Here is a 17,049-nt window from a genome sequence, read left to right on the forward strand (position 1 = left end):
GTTGCCGGTGGGGACCGGGCTGATTCGGAGAGGACGCGGACCATGGTTCTGCTGGGCCTGCTGCTCGCCGCAGTGGCGATCGCCCTCGGGGTGGGGCTGGCATTGCAGCCGGGTGACACAGCCAACGTCCACTTCTTCGGTCTGAACATCCCGAACCTGAACGGCCGGACGTTGATCCTGGTCGGGATCGCGATCGGCATCCTGTTCATGATCGGCGTCTCGTTCATCCGCTGGGGCTTCGCGATCGCGCGTCGTCGGCGTCGGGAGCGGAAAGCCGCGAAGCGGGCGCCGGTCGAGGCCCCGGTGGCTCCGCGCGAGCAGCCCGAGCCCGAGCCCGACCACGAGGCCGCCCGCCGGGAAGAACTCGCCGCGTGGGAACGCGCCGAGACGGCCCGCCGGGAGGAAGCCGCGCGGCAGGAAGAGGCGGCGCTGCGGGCCCGCTCGGAAACCCACCAGCCCGACCCGTACCCGCCGGCGTCGCCCGACTCCTACCCGGGCCACCGGCCGCCGGAGCCGTACCGCGGTGACAACTCCCCCACCGACGCGTACCCGATGATGGGCGAGCACAAGACCGAGGAGTACCCGACGGTCGACCCCTACCGCGACGAGCCGCCGCGGACCACCGGAACGGTGTACCAGTCGGGTGGCCACTCGTACCCCGACAACGACCCGTACGGCAACGGCCCTCAGCAGCCTCCGCAGCACCGTCCGTACTGAAAGCGGTTCAGACGCTAGTCTCGGTCGAGTGGCGCACGAGATCGATCAGCGTTTCCTCGCCCTACCCCGCACCGCGCTCGCCGACGCAGCCCTGCAACGGGCTCGCGACCTCGGCGCGAGCCATGCGGACTTCCGCCTCGAACGGCTGCGTTCCCAGGGGCTGTCGCTGCGCGACGGCCGCCTCGAAGGCAGCCACGACGGCGAAGACGTCGGTTTCGCGGTCCGTGTCGTGCACGACGGTGCCTGGGGCTTCGCGGCCGGTGTCGACCTGACCGTCGACGCGGTCGTCGCGGCGGCCTCGACGGCGGTGCAGGTGGCGAAGGTCAGCGCGCGGATGAGCACCGAGCGGGTCGAGCTGGCCGACGAGCCGGTCTACCGGGACGTCGAGTGGGTCTCCTCGTACCTGGTCGATCCGTTCGACGTGCCGGAGACCGAGAAGGTCGCGCTCCTCGCCGACTACTCGGAACGCCTGCTGAAGGCCTCGAACGTCAATCACGTGACCGCGAGCCTCGCGCAGGTGCTCGAGGGCAAGTTCTACGCGGACACCGCGGGCACGGTCGTGACGCAGCAGCGGGTGCGGGTGAACCCCGCCATCCAGGCGCTGTCGGTGGACGCCGCGAGCGGCCGGTTCGAGACGATGGACAGCATCGCGCCGCCCGTCGGCCGCGGCTGGGAGTACCTCACCGGCACCGGGTGGGACTGGGACACCGAACTGGCGTCGTTGCCGTCCCTGCTGGCCGAGAAGATGGCCGCGCGGAGCGTCGAGCCGGGCCGCTACGACCTGGTGATCGACCCGTCGAACCTGTGGCTGACCATCCACGAGTCGGTCGGGCACGCCACCGAGCTCGACCGGGCGCTCGGTTACGAGGCCAACTACGCCGGCACCTCGTTCGCCACCCCGGACAAGGTCGGCACGCTGCGCTACGGGTCCGGCGTCATGAACGTCACCGGCGACCGCACCGTCGAGCACGGCCTGGCGACGGTCGGCTGGGACGACGAGGGCGTGGCCGGTCAGTCGTGGGACATCGTGCGCTCCGGCACCCTGGTCGGCTACCAGCTGGACCGGCGGATGGCCGCGCTGCTGGGTTCGCAGCTGGGGGTGTCGCGCTCGAACGGGTGCGCGTTCGCCGACTCACCCGGGCACGTGCCGATCCAGCGGATGGCGAACGTGTCCCTGGCTCCGGCCGCCTCGGACGTGACGACCGACGACCTGATCGGCGGCGTCGAGCGCGGGATCTACGTGGTCGGCGACAAGTCGTGGTCGATCGACATGCAGCGCTACAACTTCCAGTTCACCGGCCAGCGCTTCTTCGAGATCCGCAACGGCCGACTGGCCGGGCAGCTGCGTGACGTGGCCTACCAGAGCAACACGCTGGACTTCTGGGGCTCGATGGAGGCCGTCGGCGGCCCGTCGACCTGGGTGCTCGGCGGCGCGTTCAACTGCGGCAAGGCCCAGCCGGGCCAGGTGGCGCCGGTGTCGCACGGCTGCCCGAGCGCACTGTTCCGCGACGTCTCGATCCTCAACACGGTGCAGGAGGGCGGGCGATGACCGCCAGCGCGCAGGAACTCGTCGAGCGGGCGCTGGCCCTGTCGAAGGGCGACGGGTGCATCGTCATCGCCGGCGAGTCGACGAGCGCGAACCTCCGCTGGGCGACGAACACGCTGACGACGAACGGCGTCATGCGCTCACGCTCGATCACGGTGATTTCCACGGTGGGCGTGGGCACCGGCGTGGCGAGCGGCGCGGTGTCCCGGACGTCGGTCTCCGCGGACGAACTGGAGGCGCTGGTCCGCGCCTCGGAGGAGACCGCACGGGGCAACGGCGCGGCGGACGACGCCAACCCGCTGGTGCCCGGCGGCGCTTCACCGGACTGGGACCTGGCGCCCTCCGAGACGTCGATCGACGTGTTCTCGTCGGTGGCCCCGGCTCTGGGTGACGCGTTCGTGGAGGCCCGCGGAGCCGACCGGCTGCTCTACGGTTTCGTGGAGCACGAGGTCGACACGTACTACCTGGGCACCTCGACGGGGCTGCGGCTGCGCCACGTCCAGCCGCAGGGACACATCGGCATCACCGGCAAGGTCGGCTCCGACCTGAGCCGCTCGGCGTGGGTGGGCCAGGCGACACGCGACTTCTCCGACGTGTCGATCGCCTCCCTGGACGCCGAACTGGCCCGGCGGCTGGCCTGGTCCGCCCGCCGGATCGACCTGGAGCCGGGCCGGTACGACACGGTGCTGCCGCCGACCGCCGTGGCCGACCTGATGATCTACGCGTACTGGAACATGAGCGCCCGCTCGGCCCACGAGGGCCGCACGGTGTTCTCCCGCCCCGGCGGCGGCACCCGGGTAGGCGAACGCCTGACCCCGCACCCCGTGACGCTGCGCTCCGACCCGGGGGCGTCCGGGCTGGCCTCCGCACCGTTCGTGCTGGCCCAGGCTTCCTCGGGCACCAGCAGCGTGTTCGACAACGGCCTGACCCTGGAGCCGACCGACTGGATGCGCGACGGTTCACTCACCGCGCTGCTCCAGACCCGCCGCTCGGCCGAGATCACCGACCTACCGGTGACACCCGCGGTTGGGAACCTGATCATGGAGGTCGGCGGCGCGTCCGGAGGCCTGGACGACCTGGTCGCCGGCGTCGACCGAGGGCTGCTCCTGACCTGCCTCTGGTACATCCGCGAGGTGGACCCGCAGACGCTGTTGCTCACCGGCCTGACCCGCGACGGCGTGTACCTGGTCGAGGGCGGCGAGGTCGTCGGAGCCGTCAACAACTTCCGTTTCAACGAGTCACCGGTTGATTTGTTGTCGAGGTTCTCCGGGGCCTCCACCACGGTGCCGGCCTTCTCCCGCGAGTGGGGCGACTACTTCCACCGCACCGCGATGCCCGCCCTGCGGGTGCCCGACTTCAACATGAGCAGCGTCTCCCCGGCCTCATGACCCCGGTCGAGGTGGTGCGGTCCTCGATGGCGGCGTATCGGGCGCAGGACCTGGACGCTGCGTCGGCGTTGTTGGCTGCGGATTACGTCTTCACCAGCCCGCAGGACGACCACCTGGACAAGGCCACGTTCCTCGCGCGCTGCTTCCCGACCGCGGATCGGTTCACGGAGCAGGAGATCGTGCACGTGGTTGATCTGGGGGGTGGTGAGGTTTTTCTGTTGTACGAGTACGTGGTGGAAGGTGGGCGCTACCGCAATGCGGAGGTGTCCCGGGTGAGGGATGGCTTGCTGATCGAAACCCAGGTGTTCTTCGGCGGCCGCCTCGCTTTTTGAGGTGGTTCGGGTGGCTCTGCTCGGCGTGGTGCGGGTGGGGATTGGTGCGTGGCGAGGGCTTGGTGCGCCGCCGCGCTTCGAACTCGGGTGATCTCGGGTCTGGTTGGGCTCGGTGCTTGGCGCAGTTTCGTACTCGGTGGAGCTTCGTGCTCGGCGGCGCTTCGTGCTTGGTGGCGCTTCGTGCTCGGCGGCGCTTCGTGCTCGGCGGCGCTTCGTGCTTGGTGGCGCTTCGTGCTTGGTGGTGGGCGGCGCTTTCAGTTCGGCTGGGCTGATGCGGACCGGGACTCCCCGCTCGGGTGGGCTGCCTGCGGGGTAAGGCTTCCTGCGTTGTTCGGTGCCATGAGCGGCTGGACATGGTGACCGCTCGACCTACCGACCTTCTGTCCTCGTTGGGATCTCCTTTCACGGAGGCTCCTGAAACCTGATTCGGCGGGGTTGCAGGCGCCGGGATCGCAGGCGCCGTGATCCTGGCCCCCGAGCTTTCACGGGGCTGGCATGCCGAGGCCGCCAAGTCAGGCGTGCGCAGTGATCGACCCGTTGGCTCGCACGGGGGCTGCCGACTAAAGCGCGGGGTCACCACACCGGACCGCGCAGCCTCGAGCCAACGAGCCTTCACGGGTCATCGAGCTTCATCGGGGCCGCCCAAATCACCGGGGTGCCTAAGTCACCGGGGTGCCCAAATCACCGCTGTGCCCAACTTTCACTTTGGCCGCCGAGCATCATGGCGCCGCCAACATGACCGGCTACCGAACTCGGCCGGGCCGCTACACGAACCCCCGCCGCCGAACGAAACCCCGCCGAAGAGCGGGCCGCCAACCTGGGTGGGGCTCAACTTCACGGGCGCCACTGAACTTCACGGGCGCCACCAGGCTTCACAACGCCACTGAGCTTCACAGCGCCACTGAGCTTCACAGCGCCGCTGAGCTTCGTCGGAGCAGCATGGGCCGCCGAGATCACGCGGCCACCGAGATCCACCGGCGGCAGCCCTGAGATCCACTCAGGCGCCTTAACTCCTCCGCAGAGCTCCACCAGCCCTCGAAGGCTCACCAAGAGACAGCGAGGCTCTGACGGGAGCCGCGCTCACTAACAGGAGCCGCGCTCTCCGGCCGAACTCCAACCCGGGCCGTAGCGCTGTTCACGGCGGCTGCAGGGGTGGGGTAACCGGGCCGGCGTGTGCGGTGGCGGTGGCTTGGCCGATCAGGGCCGCTGGGCCGGTCGGTGGGACGGCGGTGCTGACGATCACGTGCGTACCCGTCGTCCGGCAATCGGTGAGTGTGGCTCCGTTCTCAGAAGCGATCGCCGCAGCTCGAGCACAGGCCGCCGGAGCGCCTTCCGCAACATGTAAAGCGCCGGAGAGCGCAGCCAGATCGGCCGCCAGGCCAGCGCGATGACGAGCGACCGCGGCAGCACCAACGGTTTGGAAGCCGAGCCCCACCAGCAACAGGGCCAGCCCGACCGCCAGGGCGAGCACCGAGGCACTACCCCGCGCGTCAGTCACGGCCCCGCCTTGAGCCGCGCCCCAAGCGGAAACCGGAACCCAGACCCGAACGCTGCCTGCGAGTCGGGCTCGAGCTCGGCCACGGCCGTAGCCGTCACCTCCCCGGGCCACGCACGACCCACCGCCGGCATCGGGGCGGAAACAACCACACGCACGAGCCCACCCTCATGAACGAGCCGCACCCTCGCACCCGACGGCGCCACCCGCCGGCCAACCGCCACCGCCTCCGGATCGCCGCGTGACGCTGCGCGGGCGGCCTCCCGCGCAGCGTCGACGCAACGGAGGTGCGCGGTAGTGGCGGCCAGCACCGTCAGCCCAGCGGTCAACAACAGCACCACGATCGGCAGTGCCGCCGCCAACTCCGCGGTCACCGACCCGCGCGCTACCCCTTCAGCGCCTTCGCGAGGATCGCGGTCAGCGCCGACTGCACGGCCGGCGACGTCACGACCTTCAACAGCACCCCGGCGAACGCCACCGCGGCGATCGTTCCGACGGCGTACTCGGCCGTGCTCATCCCGGCCTCTCCCACCAGCCGGACCCGTCGCATCGCGCCCCGAAGGACCGCGTTCATCGGCATCTCCTCTCGTCGGCCGGGCCGTCCCCGGCAACTTTCCGCCGACGCCCGCCGCGCTCCGCCGACCGCGCTCAGGTGAGCAGCTCATCGAGCACCCCCAGCACGATCGGCACCACGCCGACCAGGACGAACGCCGGTAAGAAGCAGAACCCCAGCGGCAGCACCACCCAGACGGCCGCGCGGTGCGCCGCTGCCTCCGCTCGTGCTTCGCGGCCCTCTCGGAGGTCGCCCGCGCAGCGGGTGCACGCGGCGGCCAACGCGGAGCCGCTGTCGGCCGCGCGTATCGCCGCGGGGACGAACCCCTCCGCGCCGGGGACGTCGTCGAGCGCGCGCCAACCGGGTTCGCCGACCACGCCGAGGCGGAGCGCCCGGCCGACGAGCGCGAACCGCTTCCCCAGCGGCCCGCCGATCGCCGCCCCGACCAGGGCCACGGCACGGTCCAGCGGTGCGCCGGACTTCAGTACCGCGGCGAGCAGGTCGACCGCGTAGGGCAGCTCGGCCGCCGCGGCTTCGCGCTCGCGGTTGACGGCCGGGGACGGCATCCGACGCACGAGCCGATGAACGCCCACTCCGACGGCCGCGCCGACGATCAGCCCCCACCACGACCCGACCATCCCCGCGGCGGCCAGCCCCACCAGCCCGGGCACCACCCACCGCGAGACCAGCTCACTCCTGCTCCCGGGCGCGGCTGCTCCGCCCGTCCGACTCGAGCCGCCGAAGGTGCGGCCGAGGCGGGTCAGGCGTCGGCGGGCCGTGGGGCGGGCCGCGAGCAAGGCGGCGCCGAGAAGCACCGGCACCGCGGCGAGGAAAACGCGGTTCATGTGAGCACCACCCGGCTCAAGCGACGCGCGAGCGAAAACCCGATCAGGTGCAGGGCCACGGCCGCGGCCGCGCACGCCGCCCCGCCCGGCGTCCGGGTGAGTACGGCCAGCGGTGCGGCGCCCAGGAGCTGCCCGATTCCGAGCCCCAGCACCGGGAGCCCGGCGACCAGCCGGGCCGTGGTCCGCGCCGAGGCGGTGTGCACGGCGGCCCGCTCGCTCAGGCGACGGAGCCGTCGCAGTTCGACGTCCAGCTGTCCGACCACGTCGGCCAGAGGGATGCCGCAGTCGGCAAGGGTCCACGCGGCGGCGAGCCGGCCGAACGCGGGCTCGAGCGGGCCGGGCACGGCCCGCAACAACGCCGCGACGTCGCCGAACGGGTGCCGCACCACCGCGACCCTGGCGGCGGCCAGCGCGGACGCGACGGGTGCGGTCACCGGTCCGTCCTCGACGGTGACGATCGCCGCGTGCAGTGCCGCCGACGGCGTCCGGCCGGCGCGGAGATCGTCGGCCAGGCCGGCCAGCGCCACCCCGCCGAGCGCACGGAGCTCGTCGGCGGCCCGGGTGGCGGCCCGCTGACCCAACGCGCGGCGGCCGGCGAGACCGTAGGCCAGCGCCGCACCGGCGACGACCGGCCCCACCACCACCGCCGTCAGGAGCGCGGCAAGAGCCAGCAGGGGCACCACGAGGCGCCGCCTCGGCAGCGCGCGCCGACGACCGGCTCCCAGCAGCCGCGCACCGGGCCCGGGCCCGCTCGCCGCCCCGGCGGAGCGGGCGACCACCCGCAGCCGCCCACGCGCACTCCCGGGCACGGCGACCATCGCCGCCGCCCCGAGCAACGCGAGCGCGGCGACCACCGGCACCACCCCGGTCACCATCGGACCGCCGCGTCGAGCAGCCCGCGCAAGAACGCAAGTCCCGGCGTCGCACCGCCGTCCCGGCGCCACGCCGGCAGCACCACGACGCGCCCTTCCGCCCCCACCCGGAAGACGCCGATCTCCGTCAGAACCCGCAGCCCCGGCCGACCACCCCCAGGCATCCGGCGCACGACGTGGAACACCACCTGCAGCGCATCCGCCAACTGGGCGTGCACCGCGTCGCGGCTCAGGCCGGCGAGCAGACCGAGCGCCTCGATCCGCGTCGGCACCGCGTCGGGGGTGTTCGCGTGGAGCGTGCCGGCGCCGCCGTCGTGCCCGGTGTTGAGCGCCGCGAGCAGCTCGGCGATCTCCGGCCCCCGGCACTCGCCGAGCACGATCCGATCCGGACGCATCCGCAGCGCTTCGCGGACGAGTGCGCGCACCGGGATCTCCCCGGCGCCTTCGGCGTTGGCCGGACGGGCCTCCAACGAGACCACGTGCGGATGGACCGGCCGGAGCTCGGTCGCGTCCTCGACGATCACCAGCCGCTCGTCCGCGGGCACCTCGCCGAGCAGGGCGGACAGCAGCGTCGTCTTGCCGCTGCCGGTTCCGCCGCTGACCAGGAAGGCCAGCCTCGCCGCCAGCACCGCGCGGGCGATCGCCGCCGACTCCGGCGTGAACGTCCCGGCCGTGATCAGGTCGTCCACCGTGAAGCCCTGCGGCCGGAACGTACGCAGCGACAGGTGCACCGTGGTGGCCGCCACCGGCGGCAGGGCCGCGTGGATCCGCGTCCCGTCGGGAAGTTTCGCGTCGCAGAACGGCGACGCGTCGTCCAGCCGGCGCCCGCACGCCGCCGCGAGCCGCTGGGCCAGCCGACGCACCGCGGTGTCGTCGCCGAGATCGCAGTTCACCCGCTGCAGACCGGCGCCCCGGTCGACCCAGACCTCCTGCGGCCCGTTCACCAGGACGTCGGTGACGGTGGGCTCGGCCAGCAGAGCGGTCAGCGGACCGGCGCCCACCAGTTCGGCGTGCAGCCGCGCGGTGAGCGTGAACAGTGTCCGGTCCCCGATCGGCGAGCCGTACTCGGCCCGCACCGCGGTGGCCACGGCAGCCGGTGTCGGCGGGTGCCCGAGCGTGATCAGGCGGCTGCGGACCCGCTCCGCCAGCGCCTCCGGATCCGTCGCGGACGTGGTCATACCGGCGCCTCCAGCTCCGCCAGGAAGCTCCGGCAGAAGCCGGCCAGCGGCCCTCGGCCGGACCCCGCCGGTACGTCACCGCGTTCGAGGGCACCGGCGAGGCGGGGCTCCGCCCTGAGCACCCCGGCCAGCGGCAGCTCCAGCGCGGTCGCGAGGTCGGCCGACCGCAGCCCGGCCGGGGCCGGGCCGCGGACGACGCACGCGAGCTGAGCGCAGTGCGGACGCACCGCCCGCACCACCCGCGAGGCCGCCGCGCAGGCCCGGACCTCGGCCGGAACGACCAGGAGCGTCACGTCGGCGGCTTGCAACACCCGCACGGCCGCGTCGTCCGGGCGGCGCGGCAGATCGACCACCAACAGGTCGGAGAAGCGGCGCCCGGCCTCCAGCGCGGCCTCCGCGGCCTCGGGTGGTACCGCGAGGACGTCACCGCGGTCCCAGGAGAGGACGCTGAGTTCACCGACGCGGGGCAGCGCGTCGTGCAACGCGGGTGGGCTCACCCGGCCGGCGGTGTCGACGAGGTCCGGCCAGCGCAGCCCGCCGGTGTTCTCGCGGCCGAGCAGCAGGTCGAGGCCGCCACCCAACGGATCCGCGTCGACCAGCATCGTGCGTGACCCGTTCCGCGCCGCGGTGACGGCCAGCGCCGTGGACAGGACGCTCGCACCGGCCCCGCCGCGACCCCCGATCACCGCGACCACCCGGCCGGCGCGCGGTGGCCCGCTGACCGCCTCGGTGAGACGGTCGACGAGCCACGCCTCCGCGGTGGGCAGGAACGCGACGTGCGCGGCGCCCAGCTCCGACGCGACCCGCCAGACGGCCGAATCGTCGGGACTGAAGTGGCGCTCGTCGGCCGCGAGAACGACCCCGGGCCGATGGGGCAATCGAGCCGCTACGTACTCGGCGACGACGTCGGTGCCGACGACGACCAGCGGCGCGCCGATCCACAGTGGGCGAGCACCGATCGGATCGACCGGAACCTCGACGTCCGCGCCGGCCGCGGCGGCGAGACGAAGGAGGTGGTCGGTCAACTCCGGGTCTCGTACGCAGACGAGCGGGCACACCTCGGGCGGCGACATGACTTCCTCCGGCGGGTGATCGCGATATCGACCCGATCACCGTCGCCGACCCGGAGGCCCGCGAGAACGTTCTCCACAGGAGGCCCGACGACCACCCCGCCCTGTGGACAGGCTTGCTATTTCGCCAAAAGTGAGAACTAACGAGAAATAACGCCTCAGACAAAAAGGGGACGGTCACCGCCGGGGGGGTGGGCGGTGACCGTCCGGGGTCCGGCTCCGGGGGGGCCGAGCCGAACCCGCCCAGATGACCGCGGGGGGGGTGCGGTCAACCAGGCCGTCAAAAATTAGGGCAGCCGAGACTGGTAAGTGTAATCCCCCTCCACACACTCGGCCCAGAACCCAATACATTGTCTAGCAACCGACCGCTGATCTGCAACCGAGTGGGCCCGGAAAGAAGATCCGTAAGTGTTTTCTTAAGCTCACGCGCAGCGGCTAGCGCATAGGTACCCACTCAAGGGTGCCGGAAACACGCCCCGGCGTCGAGCGGGTCCTAGACTTCGAGCCATGAGCGTGAGCGCCAACGTAGGCGACGAGCGACCCGCCGAGCGCCGGCCGCATGTGGACAGTGACCTCCCGCACGGGGCGGATCCGGCGGCCCCGGGCGCCCCCAGCACCGTCACGCCGGCCCACGCTCGAAGCGCCGCGTTCTTCGATTTGGACAAAACGGTTATCGCGAAGTCGAGCGCGTTGGCCTTCGGTAAACCGTTCTACCAGGGCGGATTGATCACCCGTCGCGCGATGTTGCGTAGTGCTTACGCACAGTTGATGTTTCAGCGCGCCGGTGCCGACGAGGCCCAGATGGTGCGTATCCGTGACTCGGTGACCGCGATGATCACCGGTTGGAACGTTAGTCAAGTGCGTCAGATCGTCGCCGAGACACTGCACGAACTGATCGAACCGACGATTTACGCCGAGGCCGCCGCACTGATCGGCGAACACCGCGCCGCCGGTCGTGATGTCGTCATAGTCAGTACGTCGGGCGAAGAAGTAGTCGCTCCGATCGGCGCTCTTCTCGGCGTCGACCGCGTGGTTGCGACTCGGATGGCAGTCGTCGACGGGCATTACACCGGCGAGATCGAGTATTACGCCGCCGGCCCGGCGAAGGCCGCCGCGATCCGCGAGCTGGCGGTGAGCGAGGGATACGACCTCGCCGACTGTTACGCCTACTCCGACTCGATCAGCGACGTGCCGATGCTCGAGACGGTCGGCCACCCTTTTGCCGTCAACCCCGACCGCGGCCTGCGCAAAGCCGCGCTCGAGCACGACTGGCCGGTGCTGGTGTTCCGTCGTCCGGTGACGCTGCCCACCCGATTCGTCCGGCCGTCGACACCGATCCTGGCCACCGCCGCGGTCGGCTTCGGCGTCGGCGCGGCCGCGCTCGCGGGCATGGTCTGGTACGGGCGGCACCGCGCGAAGCCGGCTCCGGGGGTGTCCGCGGGAGTATGAACGTACTGCTCAGCGCCCCTTCCGTGCGCCGCGGAACGAGCGTAGAAAGAGGTCACGGGCTCCGCCCGGACGGCACATCCGACGGACGAAGCTCGGGCACAGCTCCGGGTACCCACGCGCGACCAGCCGCGCGAGGCGCGTCGAGGCGGGTTCGACGGGATCCGCGCTCGTCGATACAGGTGCACGCTTGGTAGCCCGGAATTCCTGTGCGTGACGGCGCCTCCTCTGGGGGCGCCGTCGTCTTGTCGGCAGCGGATTTGTCACTTCCGTACATACTCGACACTGCTGGTGTCGTCGCTGCCCGCGAGGTCCGATTGACCGGAGTTCTCGCGTTCTGCCCGACGACTATGCTGCGGCCAGCGTCGAGGGGAGCACCACGATGAGTTCGCCGGACGAGCCTCGCCGGACGACGGCTCCTCCGTGGTCGGCCGTGACCGGGTGGTCGGCCCGGCCCGACCAGCAGCGCTCCGCCTCTCATCAGTTAGGGCACGCCACCTGGCACGGCCCGGCCTTCCAGTCCGGCGGCCCCGCGTGGCCGCCACCGGACGTCGACGACGTTCCCGCCCCGCATCCGCCGACGTACGACACGAGCGCGGCCCCGCCGCCCATCTACGGCGGCGCACCGGCGTTCCTGCCCAACCACCCGACGGCGGAGCCCCCCGAACAGCACGTCACCGAACCGATCCCCACCCACCGCCCGCCGACCGCGCGCGGTACCGCGCGCCCTGGCCGGCACAAAGGCCCCACGGTGACGCTCGGCGACGTGCTCACCGTCCTCGGCGGTGTGCTGGTCCTCGCGTTCTCGCTCCTGCCGTTCGTCTCCTACACCGACGAGCGATTCGTGGCGGTCGCGAACCGGGAGGAACTGGCGACGTCCTGGACGGCCTGGTCACCCAGTACGTTCCTGGCCCCGCTGAGCTGGGTGGCGATCCTGGCCGCGGTGCTGGTGGCCACGCTCGGCGTCCTGCGTGTAGTGGAGCGCGGCCAGCTGGCCCTGTTCGGCTTCACCGGTGCGCAGATCCGCGGGTTGCTCGCCGGGCTGAGCGTCCTGATCCTGTTCTCGCTCGCCGTGTCGTCAAAAACCGTGCTGTTCGGCGACGGCCGGCCCCAGGCCACCGAGGCCGGGGTCATGGTCGACTCCACGCTGTCGCTGGACAGCGGCGGTTACCTGATGCTGTTCGCCGCGGTGGCGCAGCTGGCCGGAGCCCTCTGGACCACCGGTGGCCCGACGGTGTGGCCGCTACCGGATTCGGTCCGGAAGAGGCGTTAACTCATCGCCTCGCAGATCGCGAAGCCTTCGTCCGCGCCGAGCGCGACCGCCGCGCAGTAATGCTTCAACCAGGAGCGGACGCCGTCCGCAGTGCCCGTGGCGTACGCGTTCGTCGCGCCGATGTACTCCGGTTCGCGGGCCAGATGACCGGCTTCGGGTACCGAGACCGCCTTCGGGTCGAGGCCCTTGGTGATCAGCGTCAGGCGGGCCGCCGCGCGGGCCACCAGCCCACCGGGCCCGTCGAACGGCGCCAGCGCGAGTAGCTCGCCGTGCACGATCGCGGCGAGGACGACGGCCGGGGCTTCGGTACCGCCGGTGAGCAGGTCGCTGAGAGCGGACAGACGCGCCGCGACCTCCGGGTCGGTGCGGGGACGGCCGAGCGCGTCCGGCGGCAGCACGTCGCGGGCCGCGAGGACGTGCAGGCGCGCGAGGACCTGCAGCGGCGCCTTGGACCAGGTGTCGACGAGCGAACCGAGCGCACCCGCGACCCGCAGCGAGCCCTGCACGACCGGGTCGGTGACCGCGCCGGCCCGGATCGACTCCAGGTCGTACCGGGCGCCCTCGAGCGCCGCCGACGCGTGGGCCCCGCGCAGCGCGGCCTCGACGCTCACCGGCCCGGAGTTGCGCCGCAGGAGCTGGTGCCCGAAGAGCTGGTCGATCTGCTTGCGTGCGTCCGCCGCCGCGTCGGCGACGTCGGGCAGGTCGAGCAGCGGCGCGAGGGGATCCGACACGGTAAGACCGTATCCGCTCACCGAGGAAGGGCCCAGTCCGACGCCGGTACCCGCACCGGCGGAGGCGCAGGCGTCGGCGGAACCGGCGGGGACTGCACGTATGCGGGCGAAACGAAGCGCGGATTCGCCGGCAGGGGCGGCGCCACTCGCCGCCCGGCGGCCCGGCGCCGCAGCACCATCGGCACCCCCACCGCCGTGGCCACGACCGCACCCCCCACCGCGACGACGCCCCCGACGGTCACCCCGATCACCGCGCGCCACCAGGTCGGCGTCGGGCCGCCCGAGAAGTTCCCGTCGCGCCCGACCGCGGTGGCGATCAACCCGCTGGCGAATTCGGCCGAGTACGTCGAGTACCCGAACGTCATGAGTCGATCGCCCCGGCGCTGCGCGTCGACGTCGAACGCCTCCACGACCAGCGCCCCGTCGTCATCGGTGCCGGAGAGCAGCACCTCGGAGGGGCTCCGCCAGCCCACCGGCGTCGGCAGGGTGAAATCGACGTAGTCGAACGTCACCAACCGCGTGGCGTTCTGCGACGCGACGTCGATCGCCAGCAGCGACGTCGCGCCGGTGACGTCGTTCGTCTCGTCGCGCGTCACGAGCACGCGCTTCCCGTCCGGCGACCAGGCGGAGGGGCCGGCCAACCAGACCGCCTTGTCGGTGAGCCGCACGACCGGGCCGGCACCACCGAGGGGATAGACCTCGATGTCGACTCCGTCGTCGTACGCGATCGACCGCCCGTCGGGCGAGAACGCGGCCTGGATCTTGGTGATCCCGTCGACGGTCTTCGGCGCCGCCACGCCCCCGCCCGTCGGCATCGGCGCCTCGCCCGGCAGCAGGTCGGTCTTGGGCGTCGTGCTCGTGCTCGGGGTCGCGACCCGGCTGACCGAACCGGTGTCCAGGTCGAGCACGTCCAGCGCGTCCGACGAGACCGCGAGGCGCCGACCGTCCGGCGACCACGCCAGAACGTCGGTGGAGCCACCCCCGACCGCGAACCGCTGCGACGCCCCGGTGACCAGATCGAGCACCAGGACGTCGTCGAACGTTCCGCTCAGATCTCCGACGGCCAGCCGCCTGCCGTCGGGCGACAACCGCGTCGTCGCCGCCCCGTAGTCGGAGTTGACCCGCTCCTCGATCGCCGAGACGTCACGGACCCGGTCGGAGTCGGCCGAGAACAGCACGTGACCGTCGGTGAAGGCGCCGGTGGTCTCGGCCAGGACGATCGAGCGCCCCGGCACGGACTCGGACACGTCGGAGATCAGCGTCGGCAACGATTCCGCGCTCCTCGGGTAGGAGGGCTGGGCGAACTCCTCCGCGTCGTCCCCGGTTCCGACCAGCAGCGCGGCCACGACCCCGGCCCCCACCGACAGCAGCACGGCGACGAACACCGCCACCAAGACCACGAGCACCGGTCTCTTACGCATCCGCTGTTTCCTTCGGGAGAGAGCCACCGACCGTACGACAGCGTGCCATCGACCGCCGACAGAAGGCCGCTCAACGCCGGAACCCCTGCCCACGTACTGTGCCGCGACGTTCGCGGCACTACGTTTGAGTCTGGCGACGGCTCACCGAGGAGGTCCCGCACATGACCGATGAACCCACAGAGGCCACCCTCTCGAATCTGCTCCGGGAGGAGCGCACGTTCCCGCCGTCGGCCGAGTTCGCCGAGCAGGCCAACGTCAAAGCCGACGCGTACGAGAAAGCCCAGAACGACCGCATCACGTTCTGGGAGGAAGCGGCCAAGCGGCTCGACTGGTCCGAGCCCTGGCACACCGCCCTGGAGTGGAACGCCCCGTTCGCCAAGTGGTTCGTCGGCGGGAAGCTGAACGTCGCCTACAACTGCGTCGACCGGCACGTCGAGGCCGGCAACGGTGACCGGGTCGCGATCCACTGGGAGGGCGAGCCGGGCGACACCCGCACGATCACCTACAGCGACCTGCAAAAAGAGGTCTCCAAGGCCGCGAACGCGCTGCACGAGCTCGGTGTCCGCACCGGCGACCGGGTCATGATCTACATGCCGATGATCCCGGAGGCCGCGGTCTCGATGCTCGCCTGCGCCCGGCTGGGTGCGGCGCACAGCGTGGTGTTCGGCGGGTTCTCCGCCGACAGCCTCCGCAACCGGATCGACGACGCCCAGGCCAAGATCGTCATCACCGCCGACGGCGGCTACCGGCGCGGCAAGCCGTCCGCGCTCAAGCCCGCGGCCGACGAGGCGATCGCCGGTACCGGCGTCGAGAAGGTGCTGGTCGTCCGGCGCACCGGCGAGGACGTGCCCTGGACCGAGGGCCGCGACCTCTGGTGGCACGACGTCGTCGACCGCCAGCCGGAGACCCACGAGCACTCGACGTTCGACGCCGAGAACCCCCTGTTCATTCTTTACACCTCGGGTACGACGGCGAAGCCGAAGGGCATCCTGCACACGAGCGGCGGCTACCTCACCCAGGCGTCGTACACCCACCACGCGGTCTTCGACCTCAAGCCGGAGACCGACATCTACTGGTGCGCGGCCGACATCGGCTGGGTCACCGGCCACAGCTACATCGTCTACGGGCCGCTGAGCAACGGCGTCACGCAGGTGATGTACGAGGGCACTCCGGACACCCCGCACCAGGGCCGCTTCTGGGAGATCATCCAGAAGTACAAGGTGACGATCCTGTACACCGCGCCCACGACGATCCGCACGTTCATGAAGTGGGGCGCGGACATCCCGGCGAAGTTCGACCTGTCGACCCTGCGTCTGCTGGGTTCGGTGGGCGAGCCGATCAACCCCGAGGCGTGGATCTGGTACCGCCACCACATCGGCGGCGACAACGCGCCGATCGTCGACACCTGGTGGCAGACCGAGACCGGCGCGATCATGGTCTCCCCGCTGCCCGGCGTCACGTCGACGAAGCCGGGAAGCGCGCAGAAAGCCCTCCCCGGCATCTCGGCCGACGTCGTCGACGAGAGCGGCAAGCCGGTGCCCGACGGTGGCGGCGGGTACCTGGTGCTCACCGAGCCGTGGCCGTCGATGCTGCGCGGCATCTGGGGCGACGACGAGCGCTTCAAGGACACGTACTGGTCGCGCTACTCCGACCAGGGCTACTACTTCGCCGGCGACGGGGCGAAGAAGGACGACGACGGCGACCTCTGGCTGCTCGGCCGCGTCGACGACGTCATGAACGTGTCCGGGCACCGCATCTCCACCACCGAGGTCGAGTCGGCGCTGGTCAGCCACCCGTCGGTGGCCGAGGCGGCGGTGGTGGGCGCCACCGACCCGACCACCGGGCAGGGCATCGTCGCGTTCGTCATCCTGCGTGGCGAAGCCGAGGAGGGCACCGACACGGCGGCCGAGCTGCGCCAGCACGTCGCCCGGGAGATCGGCCCGATCGCGAAGCCGCGTCAGATCCTGGTCGTGCCCGAGCTGCCCAAGACCCGGTCCGGCAAGATCATGCGCCGCCTGCTGCGTGACGTCGCCGAGAACCGCTCGCTGGGTGACGTCACCACGCTCGCCGACCCGACGGTGATGAACCTGATCAGCGCCGGCCTCACCGGCGGCAAGGAAGACTAGCGCTACCGCAGGTCAGCGGGCCCGGCTCAGGCCGGGGCCGCTTCCGTTTCCCAGGA

At 71.6% G+C, this 17,049-nt stretch carries 16 protein-coding genes; 7 read left to right on the forward strand and 9 right to left on the reverse strand.

Annotation, left to right across the window (positions count from 1 at the left end; genetic code table 11):
* Positions 1 to 42 precede the first annotated feature (42 nt).
* The 4 genes from ABD437_RS28400 to ABD437_RS28415 are packed head-to-tail and all read left to right on the forward strand — an operon-like array spanning position 43 to position 3,983.
* Positions 43 to 717, forward strand: a complete 675-nt coding sequence (locus tag ABD437_RS28400) for a chromosomal replication initiator protein DnaA (protein ID WP_344651998.1) — start codon at positions 43 to 45, stop codon at positions 715 to 717.
* Between the two features lie 28 nt (positions 718 to 745).
* Positions 746 to 2,266, forward strand: a complete 1,521-nt coding sequence (locus ABD437_RS28405; protein WP_344651999.1) for a TldD/PmbA family protein — start codon at positions 746 to 748, stop codon at positions 2,264 to 2,266.
* Entirely contained in the window at positions 2,263 to 3,651 is a 1,389-nt protein-coding gene (locus ABD437_RS28410; RefSeq protein WP_344652000.1) for a metallopeptidase TldD-related protein, read from the forward strand. The genes ABD437_RS28405 and ABD437_RS28410 overlap by 4 nt, the downstream gene beginning before the upstream one ends.
* A complete protein-coding gene (locus ABD437_RS28415; RefSeq protein WP_344652001.1) occupies positions 3,648 to 3,983 on the forward strand; it encodes a DUF4440 domain-containing protein in 336 nt (111 codons plus the stop codon). Before ABD437_RS28410 ends, ABD437_RS28415 begins: the two co-directional genes overlap by 4 nt.
* Positions 3,984 to 5,118: 1,135 nt before the next feature.
* On the opposite strand, the gene ABD437_RS43100 is transcribed toward ABD437_RS28415, so the two are convergent.
* From ABD437_RS43100 to ssd, 7 genes are all read right to left on the reverse strand, one after another.
* Positions 5,119 to 5,592 carry an Rv3654c family TadE-like protein gene (locus ABD437_RS43100; RefSeq protein ID WP_425558271.1) on the reverse strand — a complete coding sequence of 158 codons (474 nt, stop codon included), beginning with the start codon at positions 5,590 to 5,592 and terminating at the stop codon, positions 5,119 to 5,121.
* Complete coding sequence (locus tag ABD437_RS28420) at positions 5,478 to 5,852, reverse strand: TadE family type IV pilus minor pilin (RefSeq protein WP_344652002.1); 375 nt, start codon at positions 5,850 to 5,852, stop codon at positions 5,478 to 5,480. The genes ABD437_RS43100 and ABD437_RS28420 overlap by 115 nt, the downstream gene beginning before the upstream one ends.
* Positions 5,853 to 5,863: 11 nt before the next feature.
* On the reverse strand, positions 5,864 to 6,028 hold the full coding sequence (locus ABD437_RS28425) for a DUF4244 domain-containing protein (RefSeq protein ID WP_344652230.1): 165 nt from the start codon (positions 6,026 to 6,028) through the stop codon (positions 5,864 to 5,866).
* 98 nt (positions 6,029 to 6,126) lie between these two features.
* Positions 6,127 to 6,876 carry a type II secretion system F family protein gene (locus ABD437_RS28430; RefSeq protein ID WP_344652003.1) on the reverse strand — a complete coding sequence of 250 codons (750 nt, stop codon included), beginning with the start codon at positions 6,874 to 6,876 and terminating at the stop codon, positions 6,127 to 6,129.
* Entirely contained in the window at positions 6,873 to 7,751 is an 879-nt protein-coding gene (locus ABD437_RS28435; protein ID WP_344652004.1) for a hypothetical protein, read from the reverse strand. Before ABD437_RS28435 ends, ABD437_RS28430 begins: the two co-directional genes overlap by 4 nt.
* Entirely contained in the window at positions 7,745 to 8,926 is a 1,182-nt protein-coding gene (locus ABD437_RS28440) for a TadA family conjugal transfer-associated ATPase (protein ID WP_344652005.1), read from the reverse strand. Before ABD437_RS28440 ends, ABD437_RS28435 begins: the two co-directional genes overlap by 7 nt.
* Positions 8,923 to 9,999 carry a septum site-determining protein Ssd gene (gene ssd / locus ABD437_RS28445; protein WP_344652006.1) on the reverse strand — a complete coding sequence of 359 codons (1,077 nt, stop codon included), beginning with the start codon at positions 9,997 to 9,999 and terminating at the stop codon, positions 8,923 to 8,925. Before ssd ends, ABD437_RS28440 begins: the two co-directional genes overlap by 4 nt.
* A 504-nt stretch (positions 10,000 to 10,503) precedes the next feature.
* Here ssd and ABD437_RS28450 point away from each other — a divergent pair.
* Positions 10,504 to 11,445, forward strand: coding sequence for an HAD family hydrolase (locus ABD437_RS28450; RefSeq protein WP_344652007.1), 942 nt, complete (start codon positions 10,504 to 10,506; stop codon positions 11,443 to 11,445).
* Positions 11,446 to 11,824: 379 nt separating this feature from the next.
* Positions 11,825 to 12,715: a hypothetical protein gene (locus ABD437_RS28455; protein WP_344652008.1), complete on the forward strand. Its 891-nt coding sequence runs from the start codon at positions 11,825 to 11,827 to the stop codon at positions 12,713 to 12,715.
* On the opposite strand, the gene ABD437_RS28460 is transcribed toward ABD437_RS28455, so the two are convergent.
* Positions 12,712 to 13,446 carry a Fic family protein gene (locus tag ABD437_RS28460; RefSeq protein ID WP_344652009.1) on the reverse strand — a complete coding sequence of 245 codons (735 nt, stop codon included), beginning with the start codon at positions 13,444 to 13,446 and terminating at the stop codon, positions 12,712 to 12,714. The genes ABD437_RS28455 and ABD437_RS28460 overlap by 4 nt on opposite strands.
* Before the next feature lie 17 nt (positions 13,447 to 13,463).
* Entirely contained in the window at positions 13,464 to 14,867 is a 1,404-nt protein-coding gene (locus tag ABD437_RS28465; protein WP_344652010.1) for a TolB family protein, read from the reverse strand.
* A gap of 161 nt (positions 14,868 to 15,028) precedes the next feature.
* Between ABD437_RS28465 and acs the strand changes: the two genes are divergently transcribed.
* Positions 15,029 to 16,993: an acetate--CoA ligase gene (gene acs / locus ABD437_RS28470; protein WP_344652011.1), complete on the forward strand. Its 1,965-nt coding sequence runs from the start codon at positions 15,029 to 15,031 to the stop codon at positions 16,991 to 16,993.
* Positions 16,994 to 17,049: the final 56 nt, after the last annotated feature.

Origin of the sequence: Cryptosporangium japonicum (assembly GCF_039524755.1) — a bacterium.
Classification (GTDB): Bacteria; Actinomycetota; Actinomycetes; order Mycobacteriales; family Cryptosporangiaceae; genus Cryptosporangium; species Cryptosporangium japonicum.